The organism is Humibacter soli (genome assembly GCF_054779035.1).
The window spans coordinates 2,771,931-2,791,809 of sequence record NZ_BAAGYX010000001.1 but is presented as its reverse complement, the minus strand read 5'-3'; the positions used below and the strand labels follow the sequence as shown (position 1 = coordinate 2,791,809).

Here is a 19,879-nt window from a genome sequence, read left to right as displayed (position 1 = left end):
GCGTTCCCCGATCCTACGAGGCGGGGCGAGGAATCGCGCCGCCGCGCTCGCCGTCGCAGCACGCCTACCGTGGTGACATGACAGCTTCCGAATCTCGTGACGTCGAGCCGCTCACCGTCGAGGAGTGGCAGGAGCTGGTTCTTGCGGCGTTCGAACCCTCTGCGTCGGAGAGGGTGCCGCTCGCCGAGGCGCTCGGGCGCACGATCTCAGCGGATGTTCGCACCAGACATCCCGTTCCGCTCTTCGACAACTCCTCCATGGACGGCTACGCCGTGCGGTTCGAGGATGTGCGTGCCGCATCCGCCGACAGAGCGATCGAGTTGACCGTCGTCGCCGATGCGCCTGCTGGGTCGGGGGCCGATCCCGACCTGCCGGCAGGTTCAGCCGTTCGGGTGATGACCGGGGCGCCGGTCCCCTCCCTCGCCGATGCCGTCGTTCCGGTCGAAGACACGGCCGAGCACCGCGAGTCGGGTCGGTGGGTCGCGCCTTCGGACGACTCACCCGTTGTGCACGTCGTAGCGTCGCCGGTGCCTGGCCGGTTCATCCGTCGCGTCGGTGAGGATGCCATCGAGGGCGCCGTCGTCCTGTCGGCTGGAAGCGTCGTCACGTCACGCGGTCTTGCCTCAGTCGCGGCTGCGGGTCTCGGCAAGGTGCAGGTGGCGAGACGTCCGCGCGTTGCCGTCGTGTCGACGGGGAGCGAACTCGTCGAGCCCGGGCAGGAGCCGGCACGCGGGATGATCCCCGATTCGAACACCTCGCTGCTCAGCGGACTCGTCGCCGAGGCAGGCGGGGTGGTCACTCAGCGCTCCATGGTGGGTGACGATCCGGGACCACTGCTCGACCTGCTCGACGCACTCGACCCGAGCGCGGTCGACGTGGTGCTGCTCTCCGGCGGCGTGAGCGCAGGAGCGTTCGACGTGGTGAAGGAGGCCCTGTCGGGGCCTTCCGTGAGGTTCGCACGACTGGCGATGCAGCCGGGGAAGCCTCAAGGCTTCGGGCGCCTAGGGCAGGGCATCCACGTGTTCTGTCTCCCCGGCAACCCGGTGAGTGCCGCGGTGTCGTTCGAGTTGTTCATCCGTCCCGCGCTCGCGAGGATGCTCGGCCGCAGAGTCGAGCTGCCGGCCGCGCTGCGCGGTGTCGCCGAGGTCGGTTGGTCATCGCCCGTCGGCAGGCGACAGTACATCCCGGTCGTCGTGCGGCGTGATGAGGTGACGAACGGCATCGTCGTACGGCCGTCCGCGGCCGGAGGCTCCGGCTCCCATCTCGTGGCCAGTCTCGCGGCAGCTGACGGACTGGCGGTCGTGTCCGAGCGGACGGCCGAGGTTGGTCCGGGTGATCAGGTCGATGTAGTCCTCTTTGCTTGATTGGTTCCTTCGCCGATCCGGTCCAGTGCCTTCTTCGGTGTTCCGTTGCCGTCGCCACTCGGGAATACTGGTGAACGGCGAGGTCCACTGTGGCTCGTCGAATGGGAAGGCGGCACGGCACATGGCGCTGATCACTCGCGGATTCGGCAGCAGGTCGCACGGGCGAGACTCCCGTCTGCCTCCCGGGCAGACTCAGGTCGAGGACTGGCCGGTCCTCACGGCGGGCGCAACGCCGCAGGTCGCGCAGGACATCTGGGAGTTCACGGTCACGACGGAAGGCGGCAAGACCACTCGGTGGGACTGGGACTCGTTTCGTGCACTCGGGCTCGAAGACTTCACGGTCGACATCCACTGCGTGACGCACTGGTCGAGGCTCGGGATGTCGTGGCGCGGCGTGCCACTGGACACGGTCTTCGAGCACGTCGACACCTCGTACGACTACGTCATGGCGCACAGCTATGGCGGATACACCACCAACGTTCCGCTCGATGAGCTGCTGGACGGAAAGGCCTGGATCGCCTTCGAGGCAGACGGCAAGCCGCTCGAGGCGGAGCACGGCGGCCCAGCTCGTCTGGTGGTTCCGCACCTGTACTTCTGGAAGAGTGCCAAGTGGGTGAATGGGCTCGAGATGATCCCGAGGAACCAGCCCGGATTCTGGGAGGAACGCGGCTACAGCCTGCACGGTGATCCCTGGAACGAAGAGCGCTATTCGTGATCGCGCACGCGTCGTGGCACGTCGCCACCGTGTCTGCAACCCGTCCAGAGACGCCGAACGCGCGGCGGATCGTCCTCGACGTCGCTGACTGGCCCGGTAACACGGCCGGGCAGCACGTCGACATCCGGCTCACCGGCGAAGATGGTTACCAGGCGAGCCGGTCGTACTCGATCGGCTCGTCGGGAGACGCGCCGTCGATCGAACTCGCCGTAGACCGGGTCGCCACCGGTGAGGTGTCGCCCTTTCTCGTGGATGACCTGATGGTCGGCGATCAGCTGGAGGTGCGCGGACCGCTCGGCGGCTGGTTCGTGTGGAAGCCCGATTCCGCGCACCGACCCGTTCAGCTCATCGCGGGCGGCTCCGGCGTGGTGCCTCTCGCAGCGATCGTGCGCGCGCACCGAGCAGCGTCGGATGTCACGCCCATCCGACTGCTGTACGCGGTGCGCACTCCCGACGATGTGTTCTTCCGCACGGAGCTCGAACAGGCGGCGGCCGATACCGGTCCGACGGGCGTGCGCGTCGACTACGTGTTCTCCCGGCGTGCGCCAGACGACGCAGCACGACCGACGGGTCGACTGACGCGGGAACTCCTCGCAGACCTCGTTCTGCCGCCTGAGCAGAATCCGTTGGTCTATGTGTGCGGATCGACACCGTTCGTCGAGCGCGTGCTCGGCTGGTTGCAGGAACTCGGGCACGAGGTCGACGATGTGCGTGCCGAGCGGTTCGGAGGTTCGTGATGCAGAAGCTCGATGGCAACGTGCTCGCCGGTCCGATGTCTCAGGTGATGACCGGGGATGCGACGTCGGCCCGCGGCCGGTGCGTGCACTGCGGCGACGTCGCAGCCCTCGCGCAGGCCGTGGTCTATTCCGACGGCGGCTGGTACGTTGCGCGGTGCAGGCGGTGCGACAACGTGCTGCTCACGATCGTCGAGGCCGACGACGACGTTCGTCTCACGATGACGGGTATCACCGCGTTCACCATGTCGGTGTGACGAGGTACGAGCTTCGGCGTCGTCGGCCCGTTGAGGAGCGTCAGACGACCGACCAGCCGCCGTCGCTCGGGAGGATGGCGCCGTTGACGTTCGCCGAGTCGTCGCTCAACAGCCAGGTGATCGCGGCGGCGAGCTCCTCGGGCTGAGCGGCGCCGGGGATGTTCGTCTGCATGATCGGCCCGACGACACCAGCTGCGAACTCCGACTTGAACGGCGCCTCGATGTTCGTCATCACGGCGCCGGGAGCGACCGCATTCGCACGGATGCCCTGCTTGCCGTAGAAGAAGGCGATCGACTTCGTGAGGCCGACGACCCCGTGCTTCGATGCGGTGTACGAGACGCCTGCGGCTGATGCCTTCAGCGCGGCTTCCGATGCGACGTTGACGATGGCGCCCTTGCCGGCATCCAGCATGCGGGGAAGCACGGCGCGAGCGAGGCGCATCGGGCCGGTCAGGTTGACGTTCAGCACCCGCTCCCAGGTGGCGTCGTCGACCTCGGCCGGCGGGAGGAAGGCGTCCATGATGCCCGCGACGTTGGCGAGTCCGTCGATCGTGTCGCCTGCCGCAGCGATGATCGCGTCGATCGTCTCGGCGGATGCGACGTCACCCGTCACCGTCGTGACGTCGAAGTCGCTCAGCTCCTTTTCGAGGTCAGTGAGACGGTCGGCCACCACGTCGGTGCCGATCACTCGAGCGCCCTCGCGCGCAAGCCGGGTCGCCGTCGCCTTTCCGATGCCGCTGCCCGCACCCGTCACGATGATCGTCTTGCCCGAGAACCGGGCCGAAACCTCTGCCATCAACGACTCCTTCATCTGTCGTGCGCTCGCACATCCCGTGCGCCGCGCCTCGTTCGTTCTCATTGGTCGAACGTTCGATGCAATTGTAACACTCAGTGCCATAAATGGTTGTGCGAGCCTAGACTGTCGTGATGGAACGCTCAGCGGCACCCGTACCGGCTTCGACGCCCAACGAGGTCGCCTCGCGGCGCGGGCGTCCCGTCGAAGTGCAGCCAGACCAGATCGCGCTGGCAGCGCTCCGGCTGTTCGACGAGCGCGGCTACGCTGCCGTGTCGATGGATGACGTCGCTCGGGCCACCGGAGTGAGTCGTCGCACCGTGTTCCGCTACTTTCCGCGCAAGGCCGACCTCGTGTGGTCGGGCGCGGCCGAGGCGCAGACCGACATCCGCGCCGGCCTCGCGGAGACCCCGGACGACGCCACGACGATCGACGCCGTGCGGACGGCGTACGCGAGGGCGCTGGACTTTCCGGTGGAGCAGTGGGAGGCGACGCGTCGCCGGTTGTTGCTCATCCAGGGGCATCCTGCGCTCTACGAGACGGTGCGCGGACAGCTGGATGAGCAACGCGCGCTGCTGCTGTCGTTCATCGCCCAGCGCGAGGGCCTCGAACCCGGGTCGCTGCGCGCCCACGTGCTGACGGATGCCGTCTCGGCGGCCTCGTTCTCGGCGCTCGTCTGGTGGGCCTCAGCAGGCGACGAGCGACCGCCCGCCGAGGTGGTCGACGCCGCGCTCTCCGAACTGCAGAAGGCCTTCAGCTCACAAGGCTCGTGATCGCGAACACCAGCAGCAGGGCCCCGACGAGAAGGTCGGTGATGCAGGCCACCCATTCCTTGCTGCCCTTGCCCTGCTTGAAGATGTGGCGGATGCCGGCGGCGAACAGGAACACCCCGCCCGCCAGGGCGGCTGCGGCCGTCCAGCCGCCGTGCGTCGTGCCGCCGGCCCACGGTGCGACGATGCCCACCACGCCGAACGCCAGGTTGGCGAATCCGAGCTCCTGAACGACGTGATTCGTGCCCTCGTTCGCCTCGTTCCCCAGGATGTTCTGCGCTGTGAACGACGGGCGCACGATCTGGCTCACCCCGGCGAGGAAGAGCCGCACTCCCATCGCCCAGAACACGAACCACTTGCCGATCAAGGCGAGGGCGTCCGGCGTCCATCCCGAGGCGAACCCCTCGATCAGTACCGACGCGATCGGCAGCACGAGCATGAGACCGATGACCATCACCCAATACATGCGTCCCCCTTGACGTGACCAGTGCGTGACTTCGGACTGAGGTGAGCGTATCGCCGCCGGGCCTCGACACGGGCGAGACGGCCCGGATGGGGGTCGGATAGTCTGGCAACGTGCTGCTCTCTGATCGCGACATCACGGCCGAACTCGGCGTAGGGCGCATCGCGCTGGAGCCTTACGAGCCCGAGATGATCCAGCCGTCGAGCATCGACGTGCGTCTCGACCGCTTCTTCAGGCTGTTCGACAACCACAAATACGCGTTCATCGATCCCGCGCAGGACCAGCCGGAGCTCACCCACCTCGTCGAGGTGGATGGCGACCAGCCGTTCATCCTGCACCCTGGCGAGTTCGCGCTCGGGTCGACCTTCGAGCGCGTTACCCTGCCCGACGACATCGCGGCGCGGCTGGAGGGCAAGAGCTCCCTCGGGCGCCTCGGTCTTCTGACGCACTCGACCGCAGGGTTCATCGATCCCGGCTTCACCGGCCACGTCACGCTCGAGCTGAGCAATGTCGCGACCCTGCCGATCAAGCTCTGGCCCGGTATGAAGATCGGCCAGATGTGCTTCTTCAGGCTGTCGTCGCCCGCCGAGAAGCCCTACGGCTCCGCCGCATACAGCTCGCGGTATCAGGGGCAACGGGGACCGACCGCATCCAGGTCCTTCCTGAACTTCCACCGCACCGACGTCAGCGGCTCGACCGCTGGCGAACCGGCCGCGGCGAGCCCTTCGAGGGGATGACGTCATGACGGATGACCCGCACGGCAGCCCGCAGTTCGCCGACGCTCTCATCAGCGCGGGACCATCGCGGGAGCATCCGAAGCGGATGACGCGATTCGGCCAGCTCGTCGGATCGTGGACCGTGCACGGTACCCGGCTCGACGAGTCGACCGGTGAGTGGTTCGACCGCGACTTCACGTGGATCGTGCAGTGGGTGATGGACGGCCGTGCGGTCGAAGACCTCGAGGTCGTCGACACCGCAGAAGGGCCCGTGACCGCGGCGATCGCGCTGCGGGTGCACGACCCTGCGGCCGGGCTCGTGCGGGTGAGCTACTTCTCCCCGACGACGAACCAATACGCGAACCTCGTCGCGCAGGGCTGGCGTGACGGCATCCGCGAAGACGGGTCGCAGAACGACGGCAGGCCCATCCGCTGGAACTTCAGCTCGATCACCGACGAGTCCTACGAATGGGACGGCTGGGTCAGCGACGACGAGGGCGCCTCATGGAAGCTGGTCGAGCACCTCGAGGGCGCCAGGCTGCGGTGACCGTCGCCATCGTCGGACCGGGCACGATCGGCGCGGCGCACGCCGCCGCCTGGCGCGAGGTCGGCGCTGAGGTGTCGCACCTCGTCTCGCGTCGACCGGACGCCAGGCTCGCGGATGCCCCGCACGCCGTCACCGTCACCGACTACGCGACAGTGCTCGCCGACCCGACCGTCGACATCGTCACGATCTGCACGCCGACGCCCACTCACCGCGAGTTCGCGATCGCGGCCCTTCGCGCGGGCAAGCACGTGCTGCTGGAGAAGCCGATAGCACTCACCATCGATAACGCTCAGGCCATCGCACGAGAGGCCGAGGGGAGCGACGGCGTGCTGATGGTGGCGCACGTCGTGCGGTTCTTCGACGGGTACGCGCGAGTTCGCCAGGCGGTGGCGGATGGCCATGTCGGGCATCCACTGCACGTGCGCGCCGAGCGCGCCATCGCCCCACCCGACACGCCGTGGTGGTACGAGGAGGACCGCTCCGGCGGGGTTGCGGTCGACCTGGGCATCCACGATCTCGACCAGGCGAATCTCTTGCTGGGCGAGCCGATCGCGGTGCGGGCGACGGCGACGGATGCCCTCGGCCCGGTCGAGACCACCGTCGAGTACGCCGGCGGCGGCCTCGCCCAGGTGCTGAGCCACGCACGGATGCCTGCGCACACCCCTTTCGCCACGTCGATCCGTGTGCTCGGCGACGCGGGGCTCGTCGAGCACCGTCACACCGGCGGGCAGCACGCGACCGACGCGTACCTGTTGCGGGGCACGGACGGAGTGAGCGTGGAGGACCGGGACGGACACGAGGCGGATGCCCGCGACCCCTACGCGACGCAGGCCGCACACTTTCTGGAGTGCGTGGCATCCCCCTCGGCGTCGACCGTGGCGCCGACGGCCGACGCGATCGTCGCACTCAGGGTCGCGCTCGCCGCGCGGGACTCCCTGCACGCGGGCGGCGACTGGCTGCGGCTGGACTGAGCCGGCTCAGGGGGTTCGGGGCTGCGTCTTCACCGGAAGGAGCAGCAGAAGGCCGACGAAGATCACGAGCACGATGCCGAGGACGCCCCAGTACTGCGCGCCGCCGATCGCGATGAAGAGCGTGAACATCGCAGGAGCGATGAACGTCGCCGCCCGTCCGGTCGTCGCGTAGAGCCCGTAGATCTCACCCTCGCGGCCAGGCGGGATGAGTCGGCCGAGGAAGGTACGGCTGCACGACTGTGCTGGACCGACGAAGAGGCAGAGGGCGAGGCCGAGTGTCCAGAACACGATCTGCCCGTTGGCGTGCAGCAGGAACACGAGCGTGCCGCACACGACGAGGCCGATGAGGGACGTCACGATGACGGGCTTGGCGCCGAGGCGATCGTCGAGCGCGCCGACCGCGATGGTGGAGATGCCGGCGACCACGTTCGCGGCGATGGCGAAGATGATCACCTCGCCGGCCGAGAACCCGAAGGTGCCGGCGGCGAGCACGCCGCCGAACGTGAACACCCCGGTCAGACCGTCGCGGAAGACCGCGCTGGCGACCAGGAAGTAGACGGTCTGCCTGCTCGACTTCCAGAGCCTGGCGATGTCCCTGCCGAGCACCGCGTACGAGCGGAAGAAGCCCACCTTCGGGCGTCCGACGGACTCCAGTGCCGTGTTCTCCGGCACGGCGAAGAGCACAGGAAGAGCGAATACCGCGAACCAGATCGCGGCGATCAGCATCGAGACGCGCACCGAGAGGCCGTCTGCACTCGTGACGCCGAACCACCCGACATCCGGGCTGATGAATCCGAAGTAGACGATGAGCAGCAGCACGATGCCGCCGACGTAGCCCATGCCCCAGCCGAGGCCGCTCACCTTGCCGATGTTCTTCGAGGTGGAGACCTGACGCAGCATGCCGTTGTAGTTGACGCTGGCGATCTCGTAGAAGACCGTGCCGACGGCCACCAGCCCCATGCCGAACAGCGCGAACTGCGGCGCGGCCCTGACGAAGAACATCAGGGCGAGGCAGACCACGACGACGGCGGTGTTCACGCCCAGCCACAGCTTGCGGTGGCCCGTGGTGTCGGTGCGCTGGCCGAGAACCGGTGCCAGCACCAGCACGACGAGGCCGGCGAGCGTGATCGCCAGGCCGAGCTGCGCCGAGAGGTTCGCCGGGTCGCCGAACGACTTTCCGGTGAGATACACGGTGAACACGAACGTGGTCGCGACCGCGTTGAACGCAGCAGAGCCCCAGTCCCACGAACCCCAGGCGAGCACTCGGCCGAAGCCCGTGCTGCGGGGAATCAGGGCGACGTCGGTCGCGGTCACGTGGTCGGTCATGCGCACACCCTAGGGCATCGCGGGGAACAGCACGCACTTACTCCCTCTAGACGTTCGCTTAGCATGGGTCGATGCAGACTGTTCGCTCCACGACGGTGCGCGACCTGCGCACGAGGAACAGGTCGCGCACGCTCAGGGAGCTCTACCTGCACGGCCCACTCACCTACCAGGAGCTGGCGTCGGCCTCCGGCGTCAGCCTCGCCACCGTGTCGAACGTGGTCGGCGACCTGCTGCGCACCGGCGCGATCGTGGAGGTCGGCTCTGAGGGGTCCAACGGCGGGCGCCCGCGCGGGCTGTTCCACGTCAGGCCGGATCACGGCTACGTGATCGGCGTCGACGTCGGCGAGACCGCCGTGATGGTGGAGCTGTTCGATCTGGGAATGCAGGCGCTGGCATCCCACAGGTCCCTCACCCGGCGCATGAGGCTCGACCCCGCTGAAGTCGTCGACAGGGTGATCGAGGGCATCGAGGCCGTCGTCGCCGAGGCAGGCATCGACGAGGCGAACGTGCTCGGGGTGGGTGTCGGCGTTCCGGGGCTCGTCGAGCAGGACGTGGTGGACGGACAGGATGACGGCGCCATCGTCTACGACCAGAGCATGGGCTGGGGTGTCGTGCAGATGGAGCGCATGCTGCGCGAACGCACGTCCCTGCCCATCACGGTCGACAACGGCGCGAACACCCTCGGACAGGCCGAGCGCTGGTTCGGCGCGGCCCGCGAACAGGACGACACGATCATCGTGCTGCTCGGCGCAGGCGTCGGTGCGAGCATCCTCTCCGGTCCCGGCCGTGGCTCTGGCACGATCGCGGCAGAGCTCGGGCACACGAAGGTGGTGGCCGGCGGTCGCGTGTGCGTGTGCGGCGCGAAGGGATGCCTGGAGGCCTACGCGGGAGCCGACGCGCTCGTCTGCCGGTACGACCAGCTCAAGCAGCGCGGCGCGGGGAATCCGCGCGAGGTCGAGGAGCGGATGGCGGCCATCCTGTCGGCCGACGACGACGATGCCGCGACCTGCGTGATCGATGAGTTGGTGGAGTACCTGGGCGTCGGCCTGGGCAACCTCGTCAACCTCTTCACACCGGAGCGGATCGTGATCGGAGGATGGCTGGGACACGCGCTCCCCGACGCGGTGCTGCCGCGCATCCGCGACGCCGCCGGCCTGAACGCGCTCGCGCGCCCGTTCGAGCGGCTCGAGGTCGTGCGGGCGCAGCTCGGCACGGATGCCGTCGCGCTCGGCGCCGCCACCCTGCCCGTCGCCGCGTTCCTCGCCAGCGGCGGGGTGCGGTAGGGACATCCCCCGGGGCTGTCCGTCCCGCTCGGCACCAACCCGCTCCGTCGTCCCACGTGGCACGGACCCGTTGCGAGAACCGGAGGATGCGGCGAAAACCGGAGGTTTTCTGCGGTATTCGGCGCGAGAGCGCGACCACTCCTGTTTTCGGGGGCGGGTGGAGGTCGGCGGAGCGGGTGGTGGGTGGCGGGGTCGGCGCGGGCGGGTGCGGGGTCAGCGGCGGGGGGCCGTGCTCTTGCGGATGACGAAGGCGGGGTCGAGCAGCGCGTGCTCGGTCTGCTCCTCGCCGCCCTCGACGCGGGCGACCAGAAGCTCGATGGCACGGCGGCCGACGGAGCGGAAGTCCTGCTGCACCGTGGTCAGAGGCGGGTTGTAGTACGGGGCGTCATCCCCGTCGTCGAATCCGACAACGCTCACGTCGTTCGGCACCGAGAGCCCTCGCTCGCTGAAGGCGAGCATCAGGCCGAGCGCCATCTGGTCGTTGCTGGCGAAGACGGCCGTCAGGTCGGGGATGCGCGCGAGCACCTGGCCGGCTTCGTATCCGGATTTCGCCGTCCAGTCGCCGACCATCGGCATCGGTACTTCGGCGCCGGCGGCCTCCAGCGCTGCGCGCCATCCGGCGAGGCGGTCCTGGGTCTGCATCCACTCCGCGGGCCCGCGCACGTGGAACACCGTCTCGTGGCCGAGCCCTAGCAGGTGCTCGGTCGCCGTGCGGGCCCCGGCGAACTGGTCGATGCCCACCGTGGAGAAGTCTCCGCCGCCGCCCTCGATGGCGACGACCGGGAGGTGCGGGGGGACGGATGCCAGGGCATCGGCCGTCGCATCGATCGGGGCGATCACGAGCAGACCAGCGATCGACTGCTCGGCGAGACGGCCGACGGTCGCCTGCACGGACGTGCGGTCGACGGCATCCACGGCGCCGATGCCGACGAAGTATCCGAGCTCGCGGGCGCTGTGCTCGATGCCGTACAAGGGGGTCAGGCCCTCGCTGTCGGCGACGTCGAGCACGAGCACGCCGAGGGTGCGCGACCGGCCGGTCACCAGGGTGCGTGCCGCGTTGCTGGGGCGGTACCCGAGCTCGTCGACCGCGCCGAGCACGGCCAGCCTGGTTGCCGGACGCACGCTCGGATGCCCGTTGAGCACCCGAGAGACGGTCTGGTACGACACGTTCGCGAGGGCGGCCACGTCGACGATCGACGGCGGCCTGCCCGCTCGGGCCGAGACATCTTTGGCGCGGGTCGTCGCGGGCTCAGCGCCCTTGCTGGTCGTCATGCGTCACCCCCGGCTCGATGGTAGAGCGCAGCGGGGCGTTGGATGCCCGGCGATGGGTCGATTCCCCATGAGTGAACGTTTCCTTTCGCCGAACGATGATGCTGATTTCCATTCTATCCGCTGAATCAGGGGAATTCGAGACCAAGTGCCGCTGGACAAATCGAATGAGTGCGCCTACCGTGTGAACGTACACATTTGGCGAGAGTCACTCGCCGTATGTACGTGCTCCCTCAAGGATGAGGAGACGGGAACCCGAAGATGCGTAAATCCACGACACTGAGCGTGCTGTTCGCCGCCGCCCTCGCGGCCGTCGCTGCATGGGGCACCGCCGCGCCGGCCGCAGCTGCAACAGCGACCGGATCGGGCGACGCTGCCGCGAGCTCTGCGACGCACCGGGCAGCCCTTGCCGCGACGTCGACGAAGCAGACCTCCGACGCCACACCGCCGATGGGGTGGAACAGCTACAACGCCTACGCGTGCGACAACGGCGCCCATAACATGGAGGCCGTCGGGAGGTTCATCCACGACTCGGGTCTCGAAGCCGACGGCTACACCTACGTGAACAGCGACGGTTGCTACGACGACCTCGAGAGCCTGGGCAGCCCGAACACCTACGGCATCTCGGCGCCGACCGCGCAGAACGCCGAGACCTGTGGGGCGATCAACGGCAGGCTGCCGGATGGCGAGCTCTACGTGAACTCCTACGACTTTCCGCCCAGCACGCCATGCGCCAACGACGGGTTCGCACTCGTCGCAAACGACCTGCACTCCATAGGACTCAAGCTCGGCGTCTACCTCGATGCAGGCAACAACTGGAACTGCGAGGAGATCCCCGGCAGCTATGGCTTCGACAGCACGGACGCCGCGACTCTCGCGTCGTGGGGCGCGGACTACGTGAAGCTCGACTGGGGCTGCGGCGACACGTTGGTGCCGCCCGCGAGCAACGCGCCGACCGGATACACCGGCATCGACGCGGCACCGGGAAACCAGGGATTCGGTGGCCCGACGTTCTCGACGAACCCGGCGTACGACACGAACCAGGAGCAGACCCAGATCAGGATGTACACGGCCCTGGTGAACGCGATCCGCGCACAGAAGCGGCCGATCACCGTGAGCATCGCGGGCGCGGGCACCATCGACTCGCAGACCTGGGGTCTCGCTCTCGGCGACCTCGACCGTCCGACGGGTGACGCCAACGCGAACTTCACCGCGACCGGCAAGCACGCAGCGGGCAGCGTCGTCGGCATCGTCAACGCCGACGCGCAGACCTACGAGTCGCTGACCGGGCCCGGCCACTGGGTCGACCCCGACGCGATGGAGGTCGGCAACGGCTCACTCACTCCCGCGGAGGACCGCTCTGAGATGTCGATGTTCTCCGAGATGGCCGAGCCATTGCTCATGTCGACCAACCTCTGCCCTGGCAACTGCGGTCCCGACACCACTCCGGCGACCAAGGCGCAGCTCGACCTCGCGGTGTCGGTCTTTGGCAACAAGCGCGTTATCGCGGTCGACCAGGATGCCCTCGGTGCGCCGGCGCACATCGTCGGCACCTTCGACGGAACGCACCTGACGATGACCAGGCAGCTGAAGAACGGCGACGTCGCAGTGACGATGTTCAACGAGAGCACCACGGATGCCGCGACGATGTCGGCAACGGCAGCAGACCTCGGTCTGCCAACCGCCTCGAGCTACAGCGTGCAGGACCTCTGGAGCGGGGCGACGACGACCTCGACCGGGACGATCTCCGCAACCGTGGCGCCCACCGAGACCGTGATGTACCGCATCACCCCCGCGAAGGGCTCGACGCACGGAGTCGGGTCCGGCGGGCAGGGCCTGGGCCAGAACGGCCAGGGCCAGAACGGCCAGGGCCAGAGCGGCAACGGCCACGCCCAGAACAACGGCGGCTCATCCGGAAAGGTCGACGGGGCATCCGACACGCACTCCAGCACCACAGTGCCCGCGAACCTGACCTCGGTGTCGTGCGCGACCGCCGGCAGCTGCGTCGGCGTCGACGAGTTCGGTGCAGCGGTGACCTTCGACCCGGCGCATCCCGCCAGGGCGAAGCGGCTGAACCTCGACAACGGGCAGTCGCTGGCATCCGTCTCCTGCCCGACGGGCTCCGCACAGTGCACGGCGATCGACGGGCGCGGCGTCGCGTTCACCTTCGCAGCATCAGGAAAGGGTCACGTCACGCGGCTCACGGTCGACCCGAACGGCCGGCCGACAGCGATCGACTGCGTCAGCGCGCGCCAGTGCACCGTCGTGGACGGCAAGGGCGTCGAGATCACGTTCAACCCGTCGACGGGAAGGATGATCGGCCACGGGTCATCCGTCGATCCGTACACCTACCTCGCCGCGGTGGCGTGCTCCTCTGCCACCCAGTGCACGGCGGCCGGCGGTGGCGGCAACAACGGCGACACCGAGGTCACCTTCGATCCGACGACGGGTGCGGTCGGTCCGGCAGGGGTCACGACGCTCGACCCCGACACCGTGAACGGCGTCTCCGCGGTCGCATGCCCGACGCTCGGCCAGTGCACGGTGGTCGACGGCGCAGGCAACGAGGTGACATTCGCACCGGCATCCGGCACAGTGGTCGGCGGTGGACCCGTCGCTCTCGAGGGTGACGCGCTGCCCGCTGGACTCGGTGTGATGAAGTCCGTAGCCTGCGCGGATGCCGACCATTGCGTCGCCGTCGACCTCAGTGGCAACGCCGTCGCCTTCGACCCGGCGACGGGAGCGACGGGAGGGACCGTGACGATCGACCCGAGCGGAAGAGGGCTCGAGTCGGTGACGTGCCTCACGGCATCGAGCTGCGTCGCCGTCGACCTCGGCGGCCGCCAGGTCTCCTTCTCCCCCGGCGCCACCGCCGGCTCGGCCCGCTCGGCCCTCATCGATCCCCCGGTGCGCTGGACCTCGCGCATCAGGGTCTGAGCGCGGCTGCCATCCCCTCTCCGTATGCCCCACCATCCCGACGGGAAGAATGCAATGCGAACCCTCACCAAGTACCTGGTCTCCGTCGTCGCGGCGACATCCCTCCTTGCCCTGGCGGCGTGCAGCAGTGATTCGAGCACGGACACCAACGCCGGCTCGGGCGGACAGCACACGGGCGGCACCCTGTACCTGGTGGCTCAGTCCGCCGGCGGCACGCTCGACCCGCAGGTGAACTACACGTTGCAGTACTGGCAGCTGTACCAGGGCACCTACGATGGCCTGCTCACCTACGCCAGGGTCGGCGGCAAGAAGTCGGAGGACATCGTGCCCGACCTCGCGACCGCGCTGCCGAAGGTGTCGTCGGACGGCAAGACCTACACGTTCCAGCTGCGCAAGGGCATCAAGTTCTCCAACGGCAAGACCGTGACGACGGCGGATGTCGTCGACTCGTTCCAGCGCCTGTTCAAGGTCTCGAGCCCGAACGCCGGGTCCTGGTACAACGTGATCGTCGGTGCCGACGCCTGCCTCAAGACTCCGGCATCGTGCACGCTCGACGGAGGAGTCGTCGCCGACGCCTCGACGAACACGATCACGTTCAACCTCACGCAGTCCGACCCGGAGTTCGCTGCGCAGGTCGCCATGCCGTTCGCCTCGGTGCTGCCGGCCGGAACGCCGGGCAAGGACGAGGGGACGACACCGATCCCCACGACCGGCCCGTACTACTTCGCGAGCTATTCGCCGAACAAGGCACTCGTGATGAAGCGCAACAAGTACTTCACGTCGTGGTCGCCGCAGGCGGCGCCCGTCGGGTATCCGGACGAGATCGACGAGACCTTCGGTCTGACGGCCGAGGCCGAGGTGACGGCCGTCGAGAACGGGCAGGCGGACTGGATGTACGACACACCGCCTGCTGACCGCCTCGGTGAGATCTCGTCGAAGTACGCGTCGCAGGCCCACGTGTCTCCGCTGACGGCCATGTGGTACGTCGCTCTCAACTCCAACATCGCACCGTTCAACAACGAGAAGGCCCGCCAGGCCATCAACTGGGCGGTCGACCGTTCGGCGATGGTGAAGCTGTACGGCGGCACCTCGCTCGCGGCGCCCGCGTGCACCATCCTTCCCCCAGACTTCCCAGGCCACACCGACTTCTGCGACTACACGAAGGGCGGAGGAACGACCTGGACGGCGCCCGACGTCGACAAGGCCAAGCAGCTCGTGCAGCAGTCCGGCACGGCGGGGCAGTCCGTCGGCGTTGTGGTGCAGAACGACAGCGTCAACAAGGGCATCGGGCTCTACCTGGTGAGCCTGCTGAACCAGCTCGGCTACAAGGCGACCCTCAAGGCGCTGTCGAACAACATCCAGTACAACTACATCCAGAACACCGGCAACCACGTTCAGTTGAGCCTCACGCAGTGGTACCAGGACTACCCGGCGGCGTCCGACTTCTTGCAGGTGCTGCTGTCGTGCGCGTCGTTCCACCCGAACAGCGACAGTTCCATCAACATCTCGGGCTACTGCAACCCCGGCCTCGACGCTCAGATGACGAAGGCGGACAACGAGGGTCTGACCGATCCGACGGCGGCCAACGCGAGCTGGGGCGACATCGACAAGGCGTACATGACCGAGTCGCCGCTCGTGCCGCTGTTCAACCCGAAGCTGATCGACTTCACCTCGAACCGGGTCTCGAACTACCAGTTCAGCGACCAGTACTACATGCTCGTGGACCAGCTGTGGCTGAAGTGAGCGTCGCGATCGCGGCGTCGGAACGCGGGACGCCACGATCGCGACGGTCGGCCGGGCCGTGGCGCGTCGCCTTCACCCAGATCGCGCACAACCCGGTCGCCATCGGGTCGGCCATCGTGCTGGTCGTCATCATCGCGCTCTGCCTTCTCGCGCCGCTCTACGCACAGCTCATCGCGCACACCGATCCGTTCCAGTCGAACGTCAACGGCACCACGGTGATCGACGGTCAGAAGGTCGCCATCCTTCAACAGCAGACGAAGGGGCTGGGTCTCGGCGTCGAGCCGATCGGGCCGACCTGGAATCTCGGCGGCTTCTTCCTCGGAGCCGACAGCCAGGGCAGGGATGTCTTCGCCCGACTGCTCTTCGGCGGCCGAACGACCCTGCTGATCGGGTTCTCCTCCGCGGTGATCTGCTGCGCGCTCGGCGCCCTGGTGGGCATCGTCGCCGGCTACTTCGGCGGTCCGATCGACTGGGTGCTCTCGCGGCTGATGGACATCGTGTGGGCGTTCCCGGTCTACCTGCTCGCGATCTCGCTCTCCGTCGTGCTGCTCACCGGCGGCCTGAAGCTGGGCCCGATCGTGATCGGTCCGTCGAACCTTCTGCTGCCGATCATGATCATCGCGCTCATCTACGTGCCGTACGTCGCGCGTCCCATTCGCGGTCACGTGCTCTCGCTGAGGAACCGTGAGTTCGTGAAGGCCGCCATCGGGCTGGGAGCGAGTGACTGGCGCATCCTGCGTCGCGAGATCCTGCGCAACGTGCTGCCGACCGTGATCGTATTCATCCCGCTGATGGCGGCGCTCAACATGCTCACCGAGGCCGCACTGTCGTTCCTCTCGATCGGCGTGCAGCCGCCGAACGCCAGCTGGGGAACGATCATCAACGACGGCCTCGACCTGCTGTACACGCGGCCGACGGTCGCGCTCGCACCCGGCATCATGCTCGTCATCACGGCGGTGGCCCTCAACCTGCTGGGCGACGCCGTGCGCGATGCGCTCGATCCGAAGGCGAAGCTGCGAGGTGCCGCCTGATGCTGTTCGTCGCCAAGCGGCTCGGCTCAGCCGTTCTCGTCATGTTCGCCATCAGTGTCGTGGTGTTCCTGATCTTCTTCGCCACGCCGGGGGTCGACCCTGCAGCGCGGCTGGCCGGTCGCGGGGCATCCCCCGAGGTGCTCGCCCAGGTGAAGCACGCGTTCGGCTTCGACCAGCCCTTGCCTGTGCGCTACGTGCTGATGATGGATCACCTCTTCGTCACGAGGGACCTCACGTCGTACGTGAACATCGGCGACCGCGTCGTGCCGCAGATCATGGCAGCCGCGCCCGTCACTCTGTCTCTCGTACTCGGGGCCGCGATCATCTGGATTCTGCTCGGCCTGGGCGGAGGCCTGCTCGCCACGCGTTTCCGGGGCAGCGTCGTCGACCCGGTCATCATGATCATCGGCATCGCGGCGGTCTCGCTCCCGGCGTACTGGGTGGGCGAGGTGGTCAACCTCGTCACCCAGGACCGGCTCCACGACTCGGTCTTCTCGTGGGTGCCTCCGCTCGGCTACGTGCCGTTCTCTCAGGACCCCGGGCAGTGGGCGTTGCACCTGCTGCTGCCCTGGATGACCCTCGCGCTGCTCTACGGCGGCATCTACGCCCGCGTCCTTCGCGCCGAGCTCGTCACGGCGATGGGCGAGGACTACGTGAGAACGGGCAGAGCGAAGGGGCTCTCCGAGCGGCGCATCCTGCTGCGGCACGCGCTGCGCGGCTCGCTCTCCCCCGTCGTGTCGCTCTTCGGGCTCGACCTCGGGTCGCTGGTCGGCGGTGCCGCGCTGCTCACCGAGGTGGTCTTCGGCCTGCCCGGCGTCGGCAAGCTCACCTGGGACTCGCTGCAGAACCTCGACCTGCCCGTGATCATGGCGTGCGTGCTCTACGCGGCGTTCTTCGTCGTGGCCGCGAACGCCGTTGTCGACCTGCTCTACGCCGTGATCGACCCGAGGGTGCGCCGTGCCTGAACGCGAGAGGGAAGCCATGACCCCGTTGCTCGAGGTGGATGACCTGCGGGTCGCCTTCCGCACCAGGGACGGTGTCGTGAACGCCGTCAACGGGCTCTCGTTCTCGGTCGGTCGCGGCGAGGTGCTCGGCATCGTCGGCGAGTCGGGCTCCGGCAAGTCGATGGCGATGTACTCGATGATGGGACTGCTCGACAACCCGAACGCCTCGGTCACCGGGTCGGCCAGGTTCGAGGGCACCGAGCTGATCGGGATGCCCCTCCCGAAGCTGAACCGGCTGCGGGGCAGCAGCATCGCGATGATCTTCCAAGACCCGATGACCGCGCTGACGCCGGTGTACACGGTGGGATGGCAGATCGTCGAGCAGATCCGCACGCACGAGAACGTGTCGTCGCAGGCCGCGTGGAAGCGCGCCGTCGAGTTGCTCGACGAGGTGGGCATCCCCGACGCCGCACGGCGCGCGAAGTCGTACCCGCACGAGTTCTCCGGCGGCATGCGGCAGCGGGTGATGATCGCGATGTCGCTGGCGTGTCATCCGTCGCTCCTGATCGCCGACGAGCCGACGACGGCGCTCGACGTGACGACGCAGCGGCAGATCCTGGAGCTCATCCGCGAGCTGCAGGCCAGGTACGGGTCGTCGGTCATCATGATCACGCACGACATGGGCGTGATCTCCGAGATCGCGGATCGGGTCATCGTGATGTACGCGGGACGAGCGGTCGAGCTGGGTGGCAAGTCGCAGGTGGTGCGCACGCCCCGGCATCCGTACACCTGGGGCCTGCTCGGCGCCATACCCCGGCCTGGGCAGCGCAGACAGCGGCTGTCCACCATTCCGGGCCTGCCCCCAGGGCCGCACGACGATCAGACGGGATGCCCGTTCCGAGCCCGCTGCCGCTTCGCCATGGAGCAGTGCAGCGAGCTGCCGCCGCTCACGGCGACCGCGGGCGATGCCGAGCACCTCGATGCGTGCTGGCTGCCGGGCGACGCCAGGCAGTCCCTGCGAGAGGAGATCGCATGAGCGACGACATCATCCTGTCCGCCGATTCAGTGGTGAAGCAGTTCGCCCTGCGCGGCAAGCAGAAGGGAACCCTCACTGCGGTGGACGGCGTGAGCCTTCAGGTCAGGAAGGGCGAGACGCTCGGCATCGTCGGCGAGTCCGGCTGCGGAAAGTCGACGTTCGGGCAGTGCCTCACTCGGCTGATCGACGTCACCAGCGGCACGATCCGGTTCGAGGGGACCGATATCTCCAGGATGTCGCGCCGGCAGCTTCGGCCGGTGCGCAGTCGCCTGCAGATGGTGTTCCAGGACCCGTATTCGTCGCTGAACCCGAGGATGCGCGTCGCTGACATCGTGGCCGAGCCCCTGCGCATCCACAAGACGGGCGATCGACGCGCCATTCGATCCAGCGTCGCCGATCTGCTCGAGCGAGTGGGATTCGACGCGAGCATGGCGGAGCGGTTCCCTCACGAGTTCTCCGGCGGCCAGCGGCAGCGCATCGGCATCGCGCGGGCGCTCGCTCTGAATCCGAGCGTGCTCGTCGCCGACGAGCCGGTCTCGGCCCTCGACGTCTCTGTACAGGCGCAGGTGCTCAACCTGCTCTCCGACCTGCAGGAGGAGTTCGGGCTGACCTACGTGTTCATCGCGCACGACCTCGGCGTCGTCGAGCACATCTCCGACCGCGTCGCCGTGATGTACCTGGGCGAGATCGTCGAGCTGGCCGAGGCCGAGTCGCTGTACGCGTCGCCGGCGCACCACTACACGGCGGCACTGCTGTCGGCCATTCCGCAACTCGACGGGGAGCCGGAGCGCGAGCGCATCGTGCTCACCGGCGACGTGCCGAGCCCTGCGAACAAGCCGACGGGATGCCCGTTCAACCCGCGCTGCCCCGCCGCGACCGAGATCTGCCGCACCGAGCGGCCGGTGCTGCAGCACGTGGGTGACAGAGCCGTCGCCTGCCACCATCCGCTGCCGCTGCGCGTGCTGTCGAGCGCGGAGTAGGCG

Annotated in this window: 19 protein-coding genes; 15 read left to right on the top strand and 4 right to left on the bottom strand. The window is 68.1% G+C overall.

Going from position 1 to position 19,879, the window contains the following annotated elements; genetic code table 11:
• Nucleotides 1-77 precede the first annotated feature (77 nt).
• The 4 genes from ACYVDN_RS12920 to ACYVDN_RS12905 all read left to right on the top strand — a co-directional run bounded on the left by ACYVDN_RS12920 (nucleotide 78) and on the right by ACYVDN_RS12905 (nucleotide 3,070).
• The gene (locus tag ACYVDN_RS12920; protein WP_460572084.1) at nucleotides 78-1,364 is read left to right on the top strand and encodes a molybdopterin molybdotransferase MoeA; all 1,287 of its coding nucleotides are present in this window, start codon (nucleotides 78-80) and stop codon (nucleotides 1,362-1,364) included.
• A gap of 121 nt (nucleotides 1,365-1,485) precedes the next feature.
• Entirely contained in the window at nucleotides 1,486-2,079 is a 594-nt protein-coding gene (locus tag ACYVDN_RS12915) for a molybdopterin-binding protein (protein ID WP_460572082.1), read from the top strand.
• Entirely contained in the window at nucleotides 2,076-2,816 is a 741-nt protein-coding gene (locus tag ACYVDN_RS12910; RefSeq protein WP_460572079.1) for a ferredoxin reductase domain-containing protein, read from the top strand. The genes ACYVDN_RS12915 and ACYVDN_RS12910 overlap by 4 nt, the downstream gene beginning before the upstream one ends.
• Entirely contained in the window at nucleotides 2,816-3,070 is a 255-nt protein-coding gene (locus ACYVDN_RS12905) for a DUF6510 family protein (RefSeq protein ID WP_460572077.1), read from the top strand. The genes ACYVDN_RS12910 and ACYVDN_RS12905 overlap by 1 nt, the downstream gene beginning before the upstream one ends.
• A gap of 40 nt (nucleotides 3,071-3,110) precedes the next feature.
• Here ACYVDN_RS12905 and ACYVDN_RS12900 read toward each other — a convergent pair whose 3' ends face one another.
• The gene (locus ACYVDN_RS12900; protein WP_460572075.1) at nucleotides 3,111-3,866 is read right to left on the bottom strand and encodes an SDR family NAD(P)-dependent oxidoreductase; all 756 of its coding nucleotides are present in this window, start codon (nucleotides 3,864-3,866) and stop codon (nucleotides 3,111-3,113) included.
• 131 nt (nucleotides 3,867-3,997) lie between these two features.
• Here ACYVDN_RS12900 and ACYVDN_RS12895 point away from each other — a divergent pair, with 131 nt between their 5' ends.
• Nucleotides 3,998-4,636, top strand: coding sequence for a TetR/AcrR family transcriptional regulator (locus ACYVDN_RS12895; protein ID WP_460572073.1), 639 nt, complete (start codon nucleotides 3,998-4,000; stop codon nucleotides 4,634-4,636).
• On the opposite strand, the gene ACYVDN_RS12890 is transcribed toward ACYVDN_RS12895, so the two are convergent.
• The gene (locus ACYVDN_RS12890; protein WP_460572071.1) at nucleotides 4,617-5,099 is read right to left on the bottom strand and encodes a DUF6790 family protein; all 483 of its coding nucleotides are present in this window, start codon (nucleotides 5,097-5,099) and stop codon (nucleotides 4,617-4,619) included. The two genes, ACYVDN_RS12895 and ACYVDN_RS12890, sit on opposite strands and share 20 nt — an antisense overlap.
• A 110-nt stretch (nucleotides 5,100-5,209) precedes the next feature.
• Between ACYVDN_RS12890 and dcd the strand changes: the two genes are divergently transcribed.
• From dcd to ACYVDN_RS12875, 3 genes are read left to right on the top strand one after another with little or no spacing between them, the layout of a single operon-like run.
• Nucleotides 5,210-5,833 (top strand): dCTP deaminase, encoded by a 624-nt coding sequence (gene dcd, locus ACYVDN_RS12885; RefSeq protein WP_460572069.1) that lies wholly within the window; start codon nucleotides 5,210-5,212, stop codon nucleotides 5,831-5,833.
• A gap of 4 nt (nucleotides 5,834-5,837) precedes the next feature.
• Nucleotides 5,838-6,359: a hypothetical protein gene (locus ACYVDN_RS12880; RefSeq protein WP_460572067.1), complete on the top strand. Its 522-nt coding sequence runs from the start codon at nucleotides 5,838-5,840 to the stop codon at nucleotides 6,357-6,359.
• The gene (locus ACYVDN_RS12875; RefSeq protein ID WP_460572065.1) at nucleotides 6,356-7,330 is read left to right on the top strand and encodes a Gfo/Idh/MocA family protein; all 975 of its coding nucleotides are present in this window, start codon (nucleotides 6,356-6,358) and stop codon (nucleotides 7,328-7,330) included. Before ACYVDN_RS12880 ends, ACYVDN_RS12875 begins: the two co-directional genes overlap by 4 nt.
• 6 nt (nucleotides 7,331-7,336) lie before the next feature.
• Here ACYVDN_RS12875 and ACYVDN_RS12870 read toward each other — a convergent pair whose 3' ends face one another.
• Nucleotides 7,337-8,656 carry an MFS transporter gene (locus ACYVDN_RS12870; protein ID WP_460572063.1) on the bottom strand — a complete coding sequence of 440 codons (1,320 nt, stop codon included), beginning with the start codon at nucleotides 8,654-8,656 and terminating at the stop codon, nucleotides 7,337-7,339.
• A 71-nt stretch (nucleotides 8,657-8,727) separates the two neighbouring features.
• On the opposite strand from ACYVDN_RS12870, the gene ACYVDN_RS12865 reads away from it, so the two are divergent.
• Nucleotides 8,728-9,939 carry an ROK family transcriptional regulator gene (locus tag ACYVDN_RS12865; protein ID WP_460572061.1) on the top strand — a complete coding sequence of 404 codons (1,212 nt, stop codon included), beginning with the start codon at nucleotides 8,728-8,730 and terminating at the stop codon, nucleotides 9,937-9,939.
• Between the two features lie 213 nt (nucleotides 9,940-10,152).
• On the opposite strand, the gene ACYVDN_RS12860 is transcribed toward ACYVDN_RS12865, so the two are convergent.
• A complete protein-coding gene (locus ACYVDN_RS12860; RefSeq protein ID WP_460572059.1) occupies nucleotides 10,153-11,211 on the bottom strand; it encodes a LacI family DNA-binding transcriptional regulator in 1,059 nt (352 codons plus the stop codon).
• 258 nt (nucleotides 11,212-11,469) lie between these two features.
• On the opposite strand from ACYVDN_RS12860, the gene ACYVDN_RS12855 reads away from it, so the two are divergent.
• The 6 genes from ACYVDN_RS12855 to ACYVDN_RS12830 are packed head-to-tail and all read left to right on the top strand — an operon-like array spanning nucleotide 11,470 to nucleotide 19,876.
• Nucleotides 11,470-14,142 carry a glycoside hydrolase family 27 protein gene (locus tag ACYVDN_RS12855; protein ID WP_460572057.1) on the top strand — a complete coding sequence of 891 codons (2,673 nt, stop codon included), beginning with the start codon at nucleotides 11,470-11,472 and terminating at the stop codon, nucleotides 14,140-14,142.
• Between the two features lie 54 nt (nucleotides 14,143-14,196).
• Nucleotides 14,197-15,885 carry an ABC transporter substrate-binding protein gene (locus tag ACYVDN_RS12850; RefSeq protein ID WP_460572055.1) on the top strand — a complete coding sequence of 563 codons (1,689 nt, stop codon included), beginning with the start codon at nucleotides 14,197-14,199 and terminating at the stop codon, nucleotides 15,883-15,885.
• The gene (locus tag ACYVDN_RS12845) at nucleotides 15,873-16,916 is read left to right on the top strand and encodes an ABC transporter permease (RefSeq protein ID WP_460572053.1); all 1,044 of its coding nucleotides are present in this window, start codon (nucleotides 15,873-15,875) and stop codon (nucleotides 16,914-16,916) included. Before ACYVDN_RS12850 ends, ACYVDN_RS12845 begins: the two co-directional genes overlap by 13 nt.
• A complete protein-coding gene (locus tag ACYVDN_RS12840) occupies nucleotides 16,916-17,881 on the top strand; it encodes an ABC transporter permease (RefSeq protein ID WP_460572051.1) in 966 nt (321 codons plus the stop codon). The genes ACYVDN_RS12845 and ACYVDN_RS12840 overlap by 1 nt, the downstream gene beginning before the upstream one ends.
• Nucleotides 17,874-18,896 (top strand): ABC transporter ATP-binding protein, encoded by a 1,023-nt coding sequence (locus ACYVDN_RS12835; RefSeq protein WP_460572049.1) that lies wholly within the window; start codon nucleotides 17,874-17,876, stop codon nucleotides 18,894-18,896. Before ACYVDN_RS12840 ends, ACYVDN_RS12835 begins: the two co-directional genes overlap by 8 nt.
• Nucleotides 18,893-19,876, top strand: coding sequence for an ABC transporter ATP-binding protein (locus ACYVDN_RS12830; protein ID WP_460572047.1), 984 nt, complete (start codon nucleotides 18,893-18,895; stop codon nucleotides 19,874-19,876). The genes ACYVDN_RS12835 and ACYVDN_RS12830 overlap by 4 nt, the downstream gene beginning before the upstream one ends.
• Nucleotides 19,877-19,879 lie beyond the last annotated feature (3 nt).